Below are 14,909 nucleotides of genomic sequence, written 5' to 3' on the forward strand. Positions count from 1 at the left end.
TGTCGAGCGCGCGGCGTTCACGGGGAGCGCGGGGCAGCCTGCCGGCGGGGTCGAGGGTTTGAATGGAAATTTTGGGTAAGGAAGCTATGAAAACAATCAAGCGAGCCCTCATGGGCGTGCTGGCGACGAGCGGACTGCTTTTCGCCGGTGCCGCCCTGGCAGTGGGCGATGTTCCGGGCGGCCCTGCCGTCAACGAGATCAATCTCCAGCCGCCTGTGACGAAAATCGCTGAGGAGCTCTACAGCCTTCACACGTTCATGCTGATTCTTTGCACGGTGATCTTCATTGGCGTGTTCGCTGTGATGTTCTATTCGATCTTTGCTCACCGCAAATCGAAAGGCCACAAGGCTTCGAATTTCCACGAAAGCACCACCGTCGAAATCATCTGGACGATCGTGCCGTTCGTCATCGTCGTGCTGATGGCGCTGCCCGCCACCAAGACCGTCGTCGCGATGAAGGACACCACGAACGCCGACGTCACCATCAAGGTCACCGGCTACCAGTGGAAGTGGGGCTACGACTACGTGAAGGGTCCGGGCGAGGGCATCAGTTTCCTGTCCACGCTCTCCACGCCGCGTGCGGAAACCGACGGTCGTCAGCCGATTTCCACTACCTATCTGCAGGAAGTCGACAATCCGCTCGTCGTTCCAGTCAATAGCAAGATCCGCATCATCACGACCGCGAACGACGTGGTCCACTCCTGGTACGTGCCGGCTTTCGGCGTGAAGCAGGACGCGATTCCGGGTTTCGTGCGCGACACGTGGTTCAAGGCGGAAAAGGTCGGCACGTTCCGCGGCTTCTGTACCGAACTGTGCGGCAAGGAACACGCGTTCATGCCGGTGGTGGTCGACGTACTGTCCGCCGACGACTACGCGAAGTGGGTCGACACGCAGAAGAAGAAAATGGCGGCCGGCAAGGACGACCCGAACAAGACCTACACGTTGGCCGAGTTGATGGAGCGCGGCGGCAAGGTGTACGCGGCGAATTGCGCGGTCTGCCATCAGCCGACCGGCAAGGGCGCGGGCGCATTCCCGGCAATCGACGGCAGCAAGGTCGCGCACGGCCCGCTGGCCGAGCACGTAAGCCTCGTACTGAAGGGCAAGAACGCGATGCCTGCGTGGGCGCCGACGCTGAACGACGTCGAGATCGCCTCGGTCATCACATACGAACGTAACGCGTGGAGCAACCACACGGGCGACATTCTCCAGCCGAAGCAGGTGGCGGACGCGCGTAACGGCAAGCTGCCCGAAGGCGGCAACCATCTGGCCGACGCAGGCGCCGCGGCGAGCGGTGCCGAAGCGGCTTCGGGTGCGGCGGCAGCTTCGGGTGCCTCGGGTGCGGAAGCAGCCGCGGGCGCTTCGGACAGCGCGGCCGCACCGCAAGCGGCATTGCCGGCAAGCGTCTACTTCGATACGGGCAAGAGCACGCTGCCGGCCGACGCGAAAGCGGCGGTCGAGGCGGCCGCGGCTTACGCGAAGGCGCATCCGGACGCGAAGTTCACGCTGTCCGGTTTCACCGACGCAACCGGTTCCGCCGACACCAACGCCAAGCTCGCGAAGAGCCGCGCCGAAGCCGTGCGCGACGCGTTGAAGGCAGCCGGCATCGCCGAAGACCACATTATTTTGAAGAAGCCGGAAACGATCACGGGCGGCAGCGACGCGAAAGAAGCCCGGCGTGTTCAGATCAGCCCGGCTGCCTGACGTGTTCATGGTCAGCATCGCAGTATTTGCTTTAGGAGATTGTCATGTCTAGCATCGGACACGATGTAGTCGCGGGCCACGAGCACGTGCACGGCGACCATGCCCACGAAACGCCGCATGGCTGGCGCCGTTGGCTGTTCGCAACCAATCACAAGGACATCGGTACGCTGTACCTGATCTTCTCGTTCGTCATGTTCCTCTCCGGGGGCGTGATGGCGCTGATGATCCGTGCCGAACTGTTCGAGCCGGGTTTGCAGATCATGCGCCCCGAGTTCTTCAACCAGTTGACCACCATGCACGGCCTGATCATGGTGTTCGGCGCGATCATGCCGGCGTTCGTCGGCTTCGCGAACTGGATGGTGCCGCTGCAGATCGGCGCATCGGACATGGCTTTCGCGCGGATGAACAACTTCAGCTTCTGGCTGCTGCCGGTGGCGGCTGTCCTGTTGGTCGGTTCGTTCTTCTCGCCGGGCGGCGCGACCGCCGCCGGCTGGACGCTCTACGCGCCGTTGTCCACGCAGATGGGCCCCGGCATGGACTTCGCGATTTTCGCGGTTCACCTGATGGGCGCTTCGTCGATCATGGGCGGGATCAACATCGTCGTGACGATCCTGAACATGCGCGCGCCCGGCCTCACGCTGATGAAAATGCCGATGTTCGTCTGGACATGGCTGATCACCGCATACCTGCTGATTGCCGTGATGCCGGTTCTCGCAGGCGCGATCACCATGGTGCTGTTCGACCGTCACTTCGGCACGTCGTTCTTCAACGCGGCCGGCGGCGGCGACCCGGTCATGTACCAGCATATCTTCTGGTTCTTCGGGCACCCCGAGGTGTACATCATGATCTTGCCGGCGTTCGGGATCGTGTCGCAGGTGATTCCGGCGTTCTCGCGCAAGCCGCTGTTCGGCTATAGCTCGATGGTGTACGCAACCTCGTCGATCGCGATTCTGTCGTTCATGGTCTGGGCGCACCACATGTTCGCAACCGGCATGCCGGTGACGGGCCAACTGTTCTTCATGTACGCCACGATGCTGATCGCGGTGCCGACAGGCGTGAAGGTGTTCAACTGGGTCGCGACGATGTGGCGCGGTTCGCTGAGCTTCGAAACGCCTATGCTGTTCGCGGTCGGCTTCCTGCTGGTGTTCACGTTCGGCGGTCTGTCGGGCCTGATGCTCGCGATGGCGCCGCTCGACATTCAGTATCACGGCACCTACTTCGTGGTGGCGCACTTCCACTACGTGCTGGTGGCGGGGTCGCTCTTCGCGCTCTTCTCCGGCTGGTACTACTGGGCGCCGAAGTGGACCGGCTGGATGTACAACGAAACGCGCGGCAAGATCCACTTCTGGGCGTCGATGTTCTTCTTCAACCTCGCGTTCCTGCCGATGCACTTCGTCGGTCTCGCAGGCATGCCGCGTCGCTATGCTGACTATCCGGCCCAGTTCACCGACTGGAACCAGGTCATCTCGATCGGCGCTTTCGGTTTTGGTCTGGCGCAGGTGTACTTCCTGTTCGCTGTTGCATTGCCGGCCTACCGTGGCGGCGGCGACCATGAAAAGGCCGGCGACAAGCCGTGGGACGGCGCAACGGGCCTCGAGTGGACCGTGCCGAGTCCGGCTCCGTTCCACACGTTCGAAAACCCGCCGACGGTCGAGTAATCGTCAGCCAGCAAGATAGCCGGTTGCGGCGGCGGCGCGGATAGCGCGTCGCCCTCCGGGCCGGCAGCCGTAGCGGCGGTTTCCGCCGTGTCACAAAGGTATTCAGAAGCTTGAGCATGACGCGCAATCCACAGGAAAGACGTACGCCGGAACAGATTCGCGCAAGCAACAGGCGGATTGGACTTGTGATGTTCGCCATCGCAGCGATATTTTTTGCGAGCGTCATCATCAATCAGGCGTGGTTCTCCTGACGCGGCGGTTGAAGTCCGTTTGCAGGTTTGTTGAGGATTGAGATGTCGACGCAACCGCCGGCTCAGGCCGACCGCTCTTTTAACCGTTCGATGCTGATCAAGCTGTTCGTGGTCGCGTTGATGATGTTCGGTTTCGGTTTTGCGCTGGTGCCGATGTACCGCGCGATCTGCGAGATCACCGGCATCAACAACCTCGTGCAGCGTGATGCCACGGCGCGCGAGGCGAAGAATACGCAGGTCGACATGAGCCGCACGATTTCGATCGAATTCGACGCGAACGCGCGCGGCCCGTTGGGTTTCAAGCCGGAGCAGCGCAGCCTCGACGTGCACCCGGGCGAAGTGACGACGGTGATGTACGAGGTCAGCAACGAGCAGGCGCGCACGATTCAGGCGCAAGCCATTCCGAGCTACGCGCCGAAACAGGCCACCGAGTACTTCAAGAAGATCGAGTGTTTTTGCTTTACGCAGCAGACGTTGACCGCGAATCAGACCAAGCGGATGCCGGTGGTGTTCGTGGTCGATCCGAAGTTGCCGAAGGATGTGAAAACGATCACGTTGTCGTACACGTTCTTTGAATTGAGCACGCCGGCCGCGGCGAAGACCGGAAGCGCGGCGCTCCCGGCCAATACGGCGGCAACCGCCGCCAACCCCGCTTGACGGCATGAGCCGCTGGCGAAGGAAGACGAGATGAGCAATAACGGCGGCAGTCCGCGCAAGAGCAGTTTTGGCCAGTCGATGCGAGCCGTGCTCTGGTCGTTTTTCGGCGTGCGCAAGCGCCGCGATCTGGAAGCGGACGCCACGCAGTTGAACCCGCTGCATGTGATTGCGGCGGCGTTGATCTGCGCGGCCGTTTTCATCGGCGTGCTGATCCTGGTCGTGCGGACCGTGGTGGGTTGAAGCGGTAGGCGCGTGCAGGATACAGGGCGAAGCAAAGCCCACGAATTAGAGTGAAGCGGTGCGGTATCGACGCGCCGCCGAAGATACAGCCGGAGATTCCGGAACAACTGGACTGAAGTGGAGAATCAAGAATGAGCGGTCAAAACGAGAGCCCGTACTATTTCGTACCGCATCCGTCGCGGCATCCGATTAGCGCCGCGGTTGGGTTGCTGGTCATGCTCGGATCGCTGGCGGCCTGGATCAATGCGCATGACTGGGCGCCGATTGGCGTTGTCGTCGGTTTGTTGTGGCTGCTCTTTACCTTGTGGCACTGGTTCGGCGACGCGATCGCCGAGTCGGAAGGCGGCATGTACGGCAAGAATGTCGACAAGTCGTACCGCTGGAGCATGAGCTGGTTCATCTTCTCCGAAGTGATGTTCTTCGGCGCGTTCTTCGGCGCGCTGTTCTACGCGCGCGAAATCGCGCTGCATCAACTCGGCAGCCTCGATTACAAGCTGATCTGGCCGGACTTCTCCGCGGTGTGGCCGAACAATGGTCCGGCAGCGCTGGTCTCGACCTTCAAGTCGATGCAGCCGTGGCCGATCCCGACCATCAACACGGCGCTGCTGCTGTCCTCGGGCGCCACGCTGACCGTTTCGCACCACGCGCTGCGCGAAGATCATCGCAAGAAGGCGATGATCTGGCTGGCGGCTACGCTCGTGCTCGGCGTCGTCTTTCTGTTCTTTCAGGGCTACGAGTATTTTCACGCTTACCACGAACTGAACCTGACGCTGGCCTCGGGCGTGTACGGTTCAACGTTCTTCCTGCTGACGGGCTTCCACGGTTTCCACGTGTTCCTCGGCGGCACGATGCTGGCGGTGGTGCTGGCGCGCATGATTCGCGGCCACTTCACGGCGGAGCATCACTTCGCGTTCGAAGGCGCCGCCTGGTACTGGCACTTTGTCGACGTGGTGTGGCTGGGGCTGTACGTCGTGGTGTACTGGCTGTAACGCAGTCCGGCTTGCGTCCGCCGGTTCGCCGGAATCGCATGAGAAGCCGGTCGCGCAACGTCTGTGAAGGACGCGGCGCATAAGGAACGGATCAGCGCCGCCCTCGACCCTGTCAGGGCGGCGTTTTGTTTAGCGGAGTAGGGGACTTTCCGCCGGGCTCAACGCCCGTAAGGAATACCGGTCGACTGAATCCAGCCCATCCAGTGTGCGAACAGGATGAACAGGAACAGCGAGATCGACAGGCCCACCCGCGTGGCGAGCGACCAGACCATCCGCTTGGTTTTGCCCTTGTCATGCATCATGAAGTACAGCGCCGACACCATGCTGGCGATGATCAGGACGAAGGCGACGGGAACGAGAATGTGCATGGAACCAACTGAAAGCGGAAAGCGCATAGGCGAGACGATCATTATCTCACCGCGCGCTAGCGTCTGCCGTACCTTCCCGGTGGTGCGGCGCGCGATGCCGGAGCGCGTTCGATGAAAATTCGCCTCATTCCCGCACTGCTGATTCTGCTGGTGATCGTGGTGACCGTGCGGCTCGGTTTCTGGCAGCGCGAGCGCGCGCATCAAAAGGAAGCGCTCGAAGCGCACATCACGCAGTTCGAGCATGCGCCGGCGCAGCCGGTGAGCAGCCAGGCGGTCGAATTGAAGGACATCGAATTCCATCGCGTGAAGGCGCGCGGCAGTTTCGTCGCGGACAAGGTCGTGTACCTCGATAATCGTCCGTATAACGATCAGCCCGGCTTTTACGTCGTGATGCCTTTTAAACTGGCCGACGGTGGTTATGTGCTGGTCAATCGCGGCTGGTTGCCGCGCAACATGAGCAATCGCGAGACCATCGCGCCGTATGCCACGCCGCAAGGCGAGATCGAAATCGAGGGTATCGCGCGCGCCGATGCTTCGCGCGCTTTCGAGTTGGGGCAGGGCGGTTCTGCCGCGCATCAGTTGATCCGGCAGAATCTGGATATTGCCGCTTACGCCGCGGAAACCGGCCTGCCGTTGCAATCGTTCGTGATCCAGCAATTGAACGACGACGGCGACAAACTGGTGCGCGATTGGCCTGCGCCGACGAGCGGCGTCGAGCGCAATTACGGCTATATGTTCCAGTGGTGGGGCATGGCGGCCGCGGCGCTCGTCTTCGGCGTGTACGCCGCGCGCCGCGCGGCAAAAAAAGAGCACGCGCCGGGCGTGTAACGCAGCGCATGCGGTTTCGTCGGCCACGCACGGGCCGGCGACCGCGCAATCATTGAAAGAGGTTCTGTAGTGTCGACGCAATCTCCCCGTTCGCCGCAAGCCGGCAAATCCGAAGCTCCGAAGCAAGCGATGCCCGGCCAACCCAACGGCAAGGGCTCATGGGAGCGTGGCCGCTGGATCCTGTTGTTGCTGGCGATCGTCTGCGCGGCGCCGATCGTCGTGTCGTATGTCACGTACTACGTGATCAAGCCGACCGGCGGCAGCACGAGTTACGGCAAGCTGGTCGAACCGCAGCGGCCGATCCCCGACTCGCTCATGGTCACGGGCGAGGACGGCAAGCCGCTCAAGTTCGCTTCGCTGCGCGGCCGCTGGCTGCTGATTTCGGTCGACAGCAGCGCGTGCGACAAAGCCTGCGTCACCAAGCTCTACTTCATGCGGCAAATCCGCGCGGCGCAGGGACCGGAGCGCGAGCGCGTCGTCGAAGTATGGCTGCGCACCGACGCAGGCAACGTCGCGGACGTGATACAAAAAGCGTATCCCGACACCAACATGCTGGTCGCCGACCCGGCGCAAGTGGCCGCGTGGCTGCCGGCCGATACCGGCACCCAACTCACCGATCACATTTACATGGTCGATCCGAACGGCAATCTGATGATGCGTTTCCCGAAAGATCCGAACCCCAGCAAGATCAAGGGCGACGTGACCAGGCTGCTCAAATGGTCGAGCATCGGCTGACGCCGCAACCAGGGTAAGAGAGAAGATGTTCGTCCTGCAACTGGCCTTGATCGGCTTGTGTATCGCGTTGTTGCCGCTGTCCTACGTGTGGGTCAAGGCCGACGACAACAAATTCCGCAAGCTGGTCTGGCTCACCACTTTCCTGACGCTGGACCTGGTGATGTTCGGCGGCTTCACGCGCCTCACCGATTCCGGCCTCGGCTGTCCCGACTGGCCGGGCTGCTACGGCACGTCGTCGCCGTTCATCGCGCACGCGGCGATCACTGCCGCGCATCAGGCGATGCCCACCGGCCCGGTCAGCATGACGAAGGCATGGATTGAAATGATCCACCGCTACTTCGCCATGGCGATCGGCGTGCTGATCATCGCGCAGACGGTGATTGCGTGGACGGCGCGCATCAAGCGCCGCCCGCTGCATGTGTCGCCGTGGTGGCCGACCTCGCTGTTGCTGCTGATTCTGGTGCAGGGCGCATTCGGGGCATGGACCGTGACGATGAAACTGCAACCGGTGATCGTGACGATTCACTTGCTGCTCGGCCTCGCGCTGCTCGGCACGCTCGGCTGGCTGGCCGCCCGGCAGACGCCGTTGCCCGCTTACGAACCCGAAGCCGCGCGCTGGCGCGCGGCGGCCATCGCCGGCCTCGTGCTGCTGATCGTGCAGATCGCGTTGGGCGGATGGGTCAGCACGAACTACGCCGTGCTCGCCTGCACGGACTTCCCGACCTGCAACGGCCAATGGGTCCCGTCAATGGACTTCGAGCACGGCTTCCACCTGTGGCGCGCACTCGGGATGACCCGCGACGGCGACATGATCACGCAGGATGCGCTGGTCGCGATTCACTGGACGCACCGCACGTTCGCGATCGTGGTGGTCGCCTATCTGGTATGGTTCGCGCTGAAACTGCGCCGCTTCGAGTCGCTGCGCCGTCCGGCGGACGGCGTGCTGCTGATCGTGCTGATCCAGTTCATCACCGGCCTGTCGAACATCGTTTTGCAATGGCCGCTACCCATTGCGGTCGCCCATAACGGCGGCGCGGCGATCCTGCTGCTGCTACTCGTTATGCTAAACTTTCGAATCGCTTCTAGCCGTCCCGGCCGCGCCGCGTTGCCCGCGCGCGATGCCGCGCCAGCGTGACCCACATGGACAGCACAACTCTCTCCCAAACGCCCGGCAGCCGGGTCTCCCAGTACATCGCCCTGACCAAGCCGCGCGTCACGCAGCTTGCGGTGTTCTGCGCGGTCATCGGCATGTTTCTGTCGACGCCCGGCATGGTGCCGTGGACCGTGCTGATCGGCGGCACCGTCGGCATCTGGCTGCTGGCCGGCGCGGCGTTCGCGATCAACTGCCTCGTCGAACAGAAAATCGACGCGAAGATGCGCCGCACCTCATGGCGGCCGTCCGCGCGCGGCGAAATCACCACCGTGCAGATCCTGTCGTTTTCGGCCGTGCTCGGCGGCCTCGGCATGTGGACGCTTTACACGTTCGCCAATGCGCTGACCATGTGGCTGACGCTGGCCACCTTCGTCGGCTATGCGGTCATCTATACGCTGCTGCTCAAGCCCGCCACGCCCCAGAACATCGTGATCGGCGGCGCCTCGGGCGCAATGCCGCCGGCGCTCGGCTGGGCCGCGGTCACCGGCCACGTGCCTGGGGACGCATGGATTCTCGTGCTGATCATCTTCGTGTGGACGCCGCCGCATTTCTGGGCGCTCGCGCTCTATCGCCGCAAAGACTACGAAAACGCCGGCTTGCCGATGTTGCCGAACACGCACGGCGAGAAGTACACGCGTCTGCATATCCTGCTCTACACGGTGATCCTGTTCGCGGTCACGATGATGCCGTTCATCTCCGGCATGAGCGGCGTGGTGTACCTCGCGGCGGCGGCGCTGCTCGGCGCCGTGTTCCTCGCGTATGCGTGGAAGATCTATCGGGAGTATTCGGACGATCTGGCGCGCAGAACCTTCCGTTATTCGATCGTCTATCTGTCGCTGCTGTTCGCCGCGCTGCTGATCGACCATTACGCACGCGTCCTGATCGGCGTTTAATCCCATGATCAAAAACCGCTTCGCGCGCACGGCGCGTGCTGCCGTGCGGACCGCCGTGATCGCTTGCGCGCTTGGCGGCGCCGCGCTGCTGGCAAGCTGCGGCAAGCAGCCGCCGGCGTTCCAGAATCTCGACATCACCGGCAATACTCAATTCGGGAGCGACTTCGCGCTGCCCGACACGTCTGGCAAGATCCGCACAATGGCGGATTACAAGGGCAAGGTCGTGGTGCTGTTCTTCGGCTACACGCATTGCCCGGATGTCTGCCCGACGACGATGGCCGAACTCTCGCAAGCGCTACAGCAACTCGGCCCGGAAGACGCGAAGCGCGTGCAGGTGCTTTTCGTCACCGTCGATCCCGAGCGCGACACGCCCGCCTTGCTCGCGCAATACGTGCCGGCGTTCAACCCGACGTTCGTCGGCTTGCGTCCGGCCGATCAGGCGCAACTCACCAAGGTCACGAAAGACTTCCGCATCTACTATGCGAAAGTGCCGGGCAAGACGCCGGACAGCTACACGATGGATCACACGGCGGCGAGCTATGTACTCGACACGAACGGCAAACTGCGTCTGTTCGCGCGCGACGGCCAGGGCGCGGCGCCCTGGGTGCACGACATCAAGCTGCTGCTCGACTGACGCTTCGATACATGGGGGCGCGCCTATCAGCCGCGCGCCCCGTTCTCAAATCCCTTCCTCGCTGCCGTTTTCAAGCCGGAACCGGCAAATTCAACCCCGCCGCGAGGCGCGTCGTCTTGAACTCCGTCACTTCATAACGCGCGAGATTTTGCTGCGCGAACGGGTCGCTCGCGAGAATCTCGTCCAGCTTATCGCGCTCGATGCGCACCGCCAGAATGATGCCGCCGTCGCGCGGCATCTTCGGCCCGGCGGCCACGAATACGCCTGCATCGAAGTGCTTCGTCAGAAACGCGCGGTGCGCTTCGAGCGCGTCGTCGATACGTTCGAGCGGTGCGGTGTAGATGAGATTGATGACGTACATAAGTGTTCTCGCAGGCAATTGAATGAATCGAATGGACCGCTCGGATTCGCGGCCACCTGGCCCTCGATTATCGGTCAGCCGCGGGTTTCTTGCGTACGGCCGACTCGCCTCGCGGCCTTTCTTCCAGCCATCGGGCCCCTTACGGTTTTCTCAAGTTGAGCGTCCGCCATGCCGATATAACCGTGGCAATCGTTTGCCGCCGGTATTGGCGTGCGCGGCACTCAAAACGAAATCACACGAGAGAGACCTCAATGAGCAGGATGAGTTTGAATCGCAAACTATGGCTGTCGCTCGCGCTCGTATGGCTGGGGCTGCTCGGCGTCGGCTTGTGGAGCGCGATCGAAACGCGCGGCACGATGCTGGCCGAGCGCAAGGCGGGCATGGCGAACCTCGTCGAGGCGGCGCAGGGCGTCGTGAACGGCTACTACGCGCTTTCGCAGAACGGCAAGATGAGCGAGGCCGATGCCCAGCGCGAGGCGCTCGCCCGTCTTGCGACGATGCGCTACGGCGAGTCCGGCTATCTGTTCGTGATGGATTCGAAACCGGTCGTGCTGATGCATCCGACGCTGCCGCAAATGACCGGCAAGCCAGTGGGCGACTTCAAGGACCCGGACGGCAAGTTGTTGTACGTGGCGATCGTCGATGCCGCCAAGGCCAGCGGCCGCGGCTTCGCGCAATATCGCGGACGTCTGCCGCACAGTGAAACGGCGGTGCCGAAAGTCAGCTATGTGGTGCGTTTCGCGCCGTGGGACTGGAACATCACGAGCGGCGTGTTCATCAAGGACATCGACACCGTCTACTATCAGACGCTGCTGGGACACCTCGCCGTCGTGCTCGTGATCGGCGCGCTCATCTCGCTGGCGATGGTGCTCATCATCCGCAACGTGCGCGCCAGTCTCGGCGGCGAACCGGAACAGGCGGCGCGGCTCGCGGCGCATATCGCGCAGGGCGATCTGACGCAAGCCGTCGCGGTCCGTCCGCATGACAAGACCAGCATGATGGCCGCGATGCATGAAATGCAGAGCCGATTGCAGCGGACCATCGGCGAGATTCGCAGTTCGGCGGAATCGATCGCCTCGGCGACGCAGCAGATTGCAGCCGGCAACGGCGATCTGTCCCAGCGCACCGAGCAGCAGGCGGCCTCGTTGCAGGAAACCGCCGCGAGCATGGAAGAGTTGACCGCGACGGTCAAGCAGAACGCCGACAACGCGCGCCAGGCGAGCGGCCTCGCGCATAACGCGTCCGAGATCGCGACGCGCGGCAACGACGTGGTGAGCCGCGTGATCGACACGATGGGCGAGATCAACGAGAGCTCGCGGCAGATCGCCGACATCATCGGCGTGATCGAGGGCATTGCTTTTCAGACCAACATTCTGGCGTTGAACGCGGCGGTGGAAGCCGCGCGCGCGGGCGAGCAGGGCCGCGGCTTCGCGGTCGTCGCGGGCGAGGTGCGCAGCCTCGCGCAGCGCTCGGGGACGGCGGCCAAGGAGATCAAGCAGTTGATCGGCGCGTCGGTCGAACGCGTGCACAACGGCTCGACGCTCGTGCAGCAAGCCGGCGCGACGATGGGCGAAATCCTGCAAGCGGTGCAACGTGTGACCGACATCATGGGCGAGATCGCGGCGGCGTCCGAGGAGCAGAGCGGCGGCATTTCGCAGGTCGGCCGCGCCGTCACGCAAATGGACGAAGTGACGCAGCAGAATGCGGCGCTGGTCGAGCAGGCCGCGGCTGCGGCGGCTTCGTTGCAGGATCAGGCGAGGCGTCTGCGCGACACCGTGAGTGCGTTTCGCGTGAACGGCGCGGATGCCGTGGCCGAGCGACCGGCTGCCCTGGCGGCGCGCAGAGTGACGGCGGCGGTGCAGGCGGGCCCGAAGCGCGAAGCGGGCGCAACGGGGCGGATGCAGTCGGCCGCGCGTGCCGAGCCGCAGTCGGTTCGGCTGAAGCTTTCCGCGCCTGTCGCATCGGCCACGTCTGCTGCAAGCACGAAGCCGGCGCTCACGCGCCCGGCCGCCGCGGACGCGAAGCCGGCCGCCTCGGACGACGACTGGACCGCGTTCTAGCCAGCCTCGCCGCATTGCAGGCATGTGAGCGCGCGAACCTCTCGTGCGCTCACCAGGCCCGTAGCCGGCCACGGAGGCTCGACCGCTTGTCGCGCCGTCGCCCGCAAGCAAAGCCGCGCACGTTCCTGTCTTGCGCGCGAACGCGCATACCTATATGCGATCGTGATATTTCCCATCTCGCCGGGCCTATGAGAGCATTTACGGTCCAGTTGGCGGCGCTGCAATCAGTCACGCAGAGCAACGCGAAGCATCGCTGAGCAACGCCGCCCGCTTCCACCCGAATCTGACATCGATCAGAAAAAGCGAGAACTACATGCAGCGCAGAAACATACTCAAGGCCCTCTCGGCAGTCGTCGCCGGCGCGGCGATCGTCACCAGCTTCGGCGCGCACGCCGACGACAAAGCCATCAAGGTCGGCACCATCGGCGGCTCGGATGCGCAAATCTGGGAAGTCGTCACGAAGGTGGCGAAGCGCGAAGGGCTGAACGTGAAGGTCGTCGAATTCAACGATTACGTGCAGCCGAACGCCGCGCTCGACGCGGGCGACCTCGACGCGAACAGTTTCCAGCACCAGCCCTACCTCGATAGCCAGATCAAGCAGCGCGGCTACAAGATCGTCAACGTCGGCCTGACGTATATCTCGCCACTCGGCATCTACTCGAAGAAGCTGAAGTCGCTGAAGGATCTGCCGCAAGGCGCGAAGATCGCGGTGCCTAACGATCCGTCGAACGAGAACCGCGCGCTGCTGTTGTTGCAGGCGCAAGGCGTGATCAAGCTCAAGGCCGGCGCGGGCGCGAACGGCAATAACGCGACCGCGCTCGACGTCGCCGACAATCCGAAGAAGATCAAGCTCGTCGAACTCGACGCCGCGCAACTGCCGCGCTCGCTGTCGGATGTCGACGCCGCCGCGATCAACACCAACTTCGCGCTGGCCGCCGGATTGCAGCCGACCAGGGACGCCATCGCGCTCGAGGACATTCACAGCCCGTATGCGAATCTGATCGCCGTGCGCGCACAGGACAAGGACAAGCCGTGGGTCAGGAAGCTGGTCGCGGCTTACCAGTCGGAAGACGTGCGCCAGTTCATCAAGACGCAGTTCAAGGGTTCGGTGGTGCCGTCGTTCTAAGCGGCTGCGTTCAAGCGAGTGCGAGTGAAAGGGGCAACCGGCAGCTCCTTCACTCGCATGCAGGCCAGCCCCGCCCCGCTCCTACAACTCGCGCTCCCACCGCTCAACCGTCAGGTCCTTCCCGAAGCGCCGCTCCGCCGCCGTGCCCGCGAGCGTGAAGCCGGCGCGCTCGCATAGCCGGCGCGGGTCCGCAAGCGTGCTCGCGGTGGTCAGCGTGAGCTTCGTGTAACCCGCGCGCCCGGCGAAGCGCAGGCATTCGCTGAGCAACTGCGTGCCGATGCCGAGACGCCGCGCGTCCGGCTCCACCCACAACAGCCGCACGCCCGCCACCGTCGTCGAGACGCCGACGATGCACACCGAGCCGACCACGATGCCCTCCTGATCGGCGACCCAGCACATCTCGCGCACCGGATCGTTGCGTTGCGTGTAATCGGCGACGACGCGTGCGAGCAGTCCTTCGAACGATTGGTCCCAGCCGTATTGCGCGGCGAACCATTGCGCTTGCCGATGCACGAGCCAGCCGCATTCGCCGACGCGCGGCTGCCGAAGCTCGACCGGTCCAGCGAGTTGCTTGCCGCGGAGCAGCCGCTCGATCAGCTTCATCGCAGCGATGAGATCTTGCTGGGCGCGCGGCGCGAGGCCGCCCAGTACCCCGGACACTTCTTCGATCGCCGCCGCATCGAGCGGCGCATAAGCCGCTTGGCCGTTGTCGGTGAGCGCGATCAGCGACTGCCGCGCATCCGAGTCGGACGGGCGCCGCGTGATCAGATTGCGTCGCTCGAAGCTGGTCAGCAGACGGCTCAGATAACCGCTGTCGAGCCCGAGCGCGCGGCCGAGCGCCGACGCTGTCTGCGCATGTCCGCGGGAGAGTTCGTGCAGGACTCGCACTTCCGTAAGTGAGAAGGCGCTTCTTGCCAGATGCTCATGCAATGCGCCGATGTGCTGGGTATAGAAGCGGTTGAAATGGCGGACGGCCTGAGCGCGTCGCAGCGCCTCGGAATCTGTCAATGCTGCTCCCGGGGGGATTTTTTATGGGCTGGGTACACAACACTATATTTGAAGGCATTCCATTAAAAAAGTCGCTTGGGCGGCGGCGCGGCAAGTGGTATCAAAAAGGTATGGATCATGGTCATCTCGCCCGGCTTGTAGGAGCCCAGTATGGATCGCGTTTTTCGGGTTTCACCTCCCGCGGGCGGGTAAATCCTGGTGCCGGAAAAGCATCGTCAAAGGCGCTGTAATGCCCGGCTGACGCTTAT

The 14,909-nt window shown here is 63.4% G+C and carries 17 protein-coding genes; 14 read left to right on the forward strand and 3 right to left on the reverse strand.

What is annotated here, in order from left to right; all coding sequences use genetic code 11:
* The first annotated feature begins 62 nt into the window (after nucleotides 1-62).
* The 6 genes from coxB to ACOCG7_RS32290 all read left to right on the forward strand — a co-directional run bounded on the left by coxB (nucleotide 63) and on the right by ACOCG7_RS32290 (nucleotide 5,495).
* Complete coding sequence (gene coxB, locus ACOCG7_RS32265) at nucleotides 63-1,700, forward strand: cytochrome c oxidase subunit II (RefSeq protein ID WP_073429372.1); 1,638 nt, start codon at nucleotides 63-65, stop codon at nucleotides 1,698-1,700.
* A gap of 44 nt (nucleotides 1,701-1,744) precedes the next feature.
* Nucleotides 1,745-3,358, forward strand: coding sequence for a cytochrome c oxidase subunit I (ctaD, locus tag ACOCG7_RS32270; RefSeq protein WP_073429373.1), 1,614 nt, complete (start codon nucleotides 1,745-1,747; stop codon nucleotides 3,356-3,358).
* 116 nt (nucleotides 3,359-3,474) lie between these two features.
* On the forward strand, nucleotides 3,475-3,609 hold the full coding sequence (locus ACOCG7_RS32275; RefSeq protein ID WP_090518769.1) for a cytochrome oxidase small assembly protein: 135 nt from the start codon (nucleotides 3,475-3,477) through the stop codon (nucleotides 3,607-3,609).
* Nucleotides 3,610-3,651: 42 nt separating this feature from the next.
* Nucleotides 3,652-4,266, forward strand: coding sequence for a cytochrome c oxidase assembly protein (locus ACOCG7_RS32280; protein ID WP_073429374.1), 615 nt, complete (start codon nucleotides 3,652-3,654; stop codon nucleotides 4,264-4,266).
* Between the two features lie 30 nt (nucleotides 4,267-4,296).
* A complete protein-coding gene (locus ACOCG7_RS32285) occupies nucleotides 4,297-4,506 on the forward strand; it encodes a DUF2970 domain-containing protein (RefSeq protein ID WP_073429375.1) in 210 nt (69 codons plus the stop codon).
* A 131-nt stretch (nucleotides 4,507-4,637) separates the two neighbouring features.
* Nucleotides 4,638-5,495 (forward strand): cytochrome c oxidase subunit 3, encoded by an 858-nt coding sequence (locus ACOCG7_RS32290; protein WP_073429376.1) that lies wholly within the window; start codon nucleotides 4,638-4,640, stop codon nucleotides 5,493-5,495.
* Between the two features lie 158 nt (nucleotides 5,496-5,653).
* Here the strand turns inward: ACOCG7_RS32290 and ACOCG7_RS32295 are convergent, their stop codons facing one another.
* Complete coding sequence (locus ACOCG7_RS32295) at nucleotides 5,654-5,863, reverse strand: twin transmembrane helix small protein (protein WP_073429377.1); 210 nt, start codon at nucleotides 5,861-5,863, stop codon at nucleotides 5,654-5,656.
* A 111-nt stretch (nucleotides 5,864-5,974) separates the two neighbouring features.
* Between ACOCG7_RS32295 and ACOCG7_RS32300 the strand changes: the two genes are divergently transcribed.
* From ACOCG7_RS32300 to ACOCG7_RS32320, 5 genes are all read left to right on the forward strand, one after another.
* Nucleotides 5,975-6,691 (forward strand): SURF1 family protein, encoded by a 717-nt coding sequence (locus tag ACOCG7_RS32300; protein WP_073429378.1) that lies wholly within the window; start codon nucleotides 5,975-5,977, stop codon nucleotides 6,689-6,691.
* A 69-nt stretch (nucleotides 6,692-6,760) separates the two neighbouring features.
* Nucleotides 6,761-7,426 carry an SCO family protein gene (locus ACOCG7_RS32305; RefSeq protein WP_073429379.1) on the forward strand — a complete coding sequence of 222 codons (666 nt, stop codon included), beginning with the start codon at nucleotides 6,761-6,763 and terminating at the stop codon, nucleotides 7,424-7,426.
* Nucleotides 7,427-7,451: 25 nt separating this feature from the next.
* Nucleotides 7,452-8,561 (forward strand): COX15/CtaA family protein, encoded by a 1,110-nt coding sequence (locus ACOCG7_RS32310; protein ID WP_073429380.1) that lies wholly within the window; start codon nucleotides 7,452-7,454, stop codon nucleotides 8,559-8,561.
* 5 nt (nucleotides 8,562-8,566) lie between these two features.
* Nucleotides 8,567-9,472: a heme o synthase gene (cyoE, locus tag ACOCG7_RS32315; protein ID WP_073429381.1), complete on the forward strand. Its 906-nt coding sequence runs from the start codon at nucleotides 8,567-8,569 to the stop codon at nucleotides 9,470-9,472.
* A gap of 4 nt (nucleotides 9,473-9,476) precedes the next feature.
* Nucleotides 9,477-10,106, forward strand: coding sequence for an SCO family protein (locus ACOCG7_RS32320; protein ID WP_073429382.1), 630 nt, complete (start codon nucleotides 9,477-9,479; stop codon nucleotides 10,104-10,106).
* 70 nt (nucleotides 10,107-10,176) lie between these two features.
* On the opposite strand, the gene ACOCG7_RS32325 is transcribed toward ACOCG7_RS32320, so the two are convergent.
* Entirely contained in the window at nucleotides 10,177-10,467 is a 291-nt protein-coding gene (locus ACOCG7_RS32325; RefSeq protein ID WP_073429383.1) for a YciI family protein, read from the reverse strand.
* A gap of 251 nt (nucleotides 10,468-10,718) precedes the next feature.
* Here ACOCG7_RS32325 and ACOCG7_RS32330 point away from each other — a divergent pair, with 251 nt between their 5' ends.
* Together ACOCG7_RS32330 and ACOCG7_RS32335 are read left to right on the forward strand one after the other, a co-directional pair.
* Complete coding sequence (locus ACOCG7_RS32330) at nucleotides 10,719-12,527, forward strand: methyl-accepting chemotaxis protein (protein ID WP_073429384.1); 1,809 nt, start codon at nucleotides 10,719-10,721, stop codon at nucleotides 12,525-12,527.
* Between the two features lie 313 nt (nucleotides 12,528-12,840).
* Nucleotides 12,841-13,653 (forward strand): MetQ/NlpA family ABC transporter substrate-binding protein, encoded by an 813-nt coding sequence (locus ACOCG7_RS32335; RefSeq protein ID WP_073429385.1) that lies wholly within the window; start codon nucleotides 12,841-12,843, stop codon nucleotides 13,651-13,653.
* 81 nt (nucleotides 13,654-13,734) lie between these two features.
* On the opposite strand, the gene ACOCG7_RS32340 is transcribed toward ACOCG7_RS32335, so the two are convergent.
* Nucleotides 13,735-14,661 (reverse strand): bifunctional helix-turn-helix transcriptional regulator/GNAT family N-acetyltransferase, encoded by a 927-nt coding sequence (locus ACOCG7_RS32340; protein WP_073429386.1) that lies wholly within the window; start codon nucleotides 14,659-14,661, stop codon nucleotides 13,735-13,737.
* Here ACOCG7_RS32340 and ACOCG7_RS32345 point away from each other — a divergent pair.
* Nucleotides 14,661-14,891, forward strand: coding sequence for a hypothetical protein (locus ACOCG7_RS32345; protein WP_421378797.1), 231 nt, complete (start codon nucleotides 14,661-14,663; stop codon nucleotides 14,889-14,891). The genes ACOCG7_RS32340 and ACOCG7_RS32345 overlap by 1 nt on opposite strands.
* Nucleotides 14,892-14,909 lie beyond the last annotated feature (18 nt).

It is taken from the genome of Paraburkholderia sp. DD10 (genome assembly GCF_049177125.1).
GTDB classification, from domain to species: Bacteria; Pseudomonadota; Gammaproteobacteria; order Burkholderiales; family Burkholderiaceae; genus Paraburkholderia; species Paraburkholderia terricola.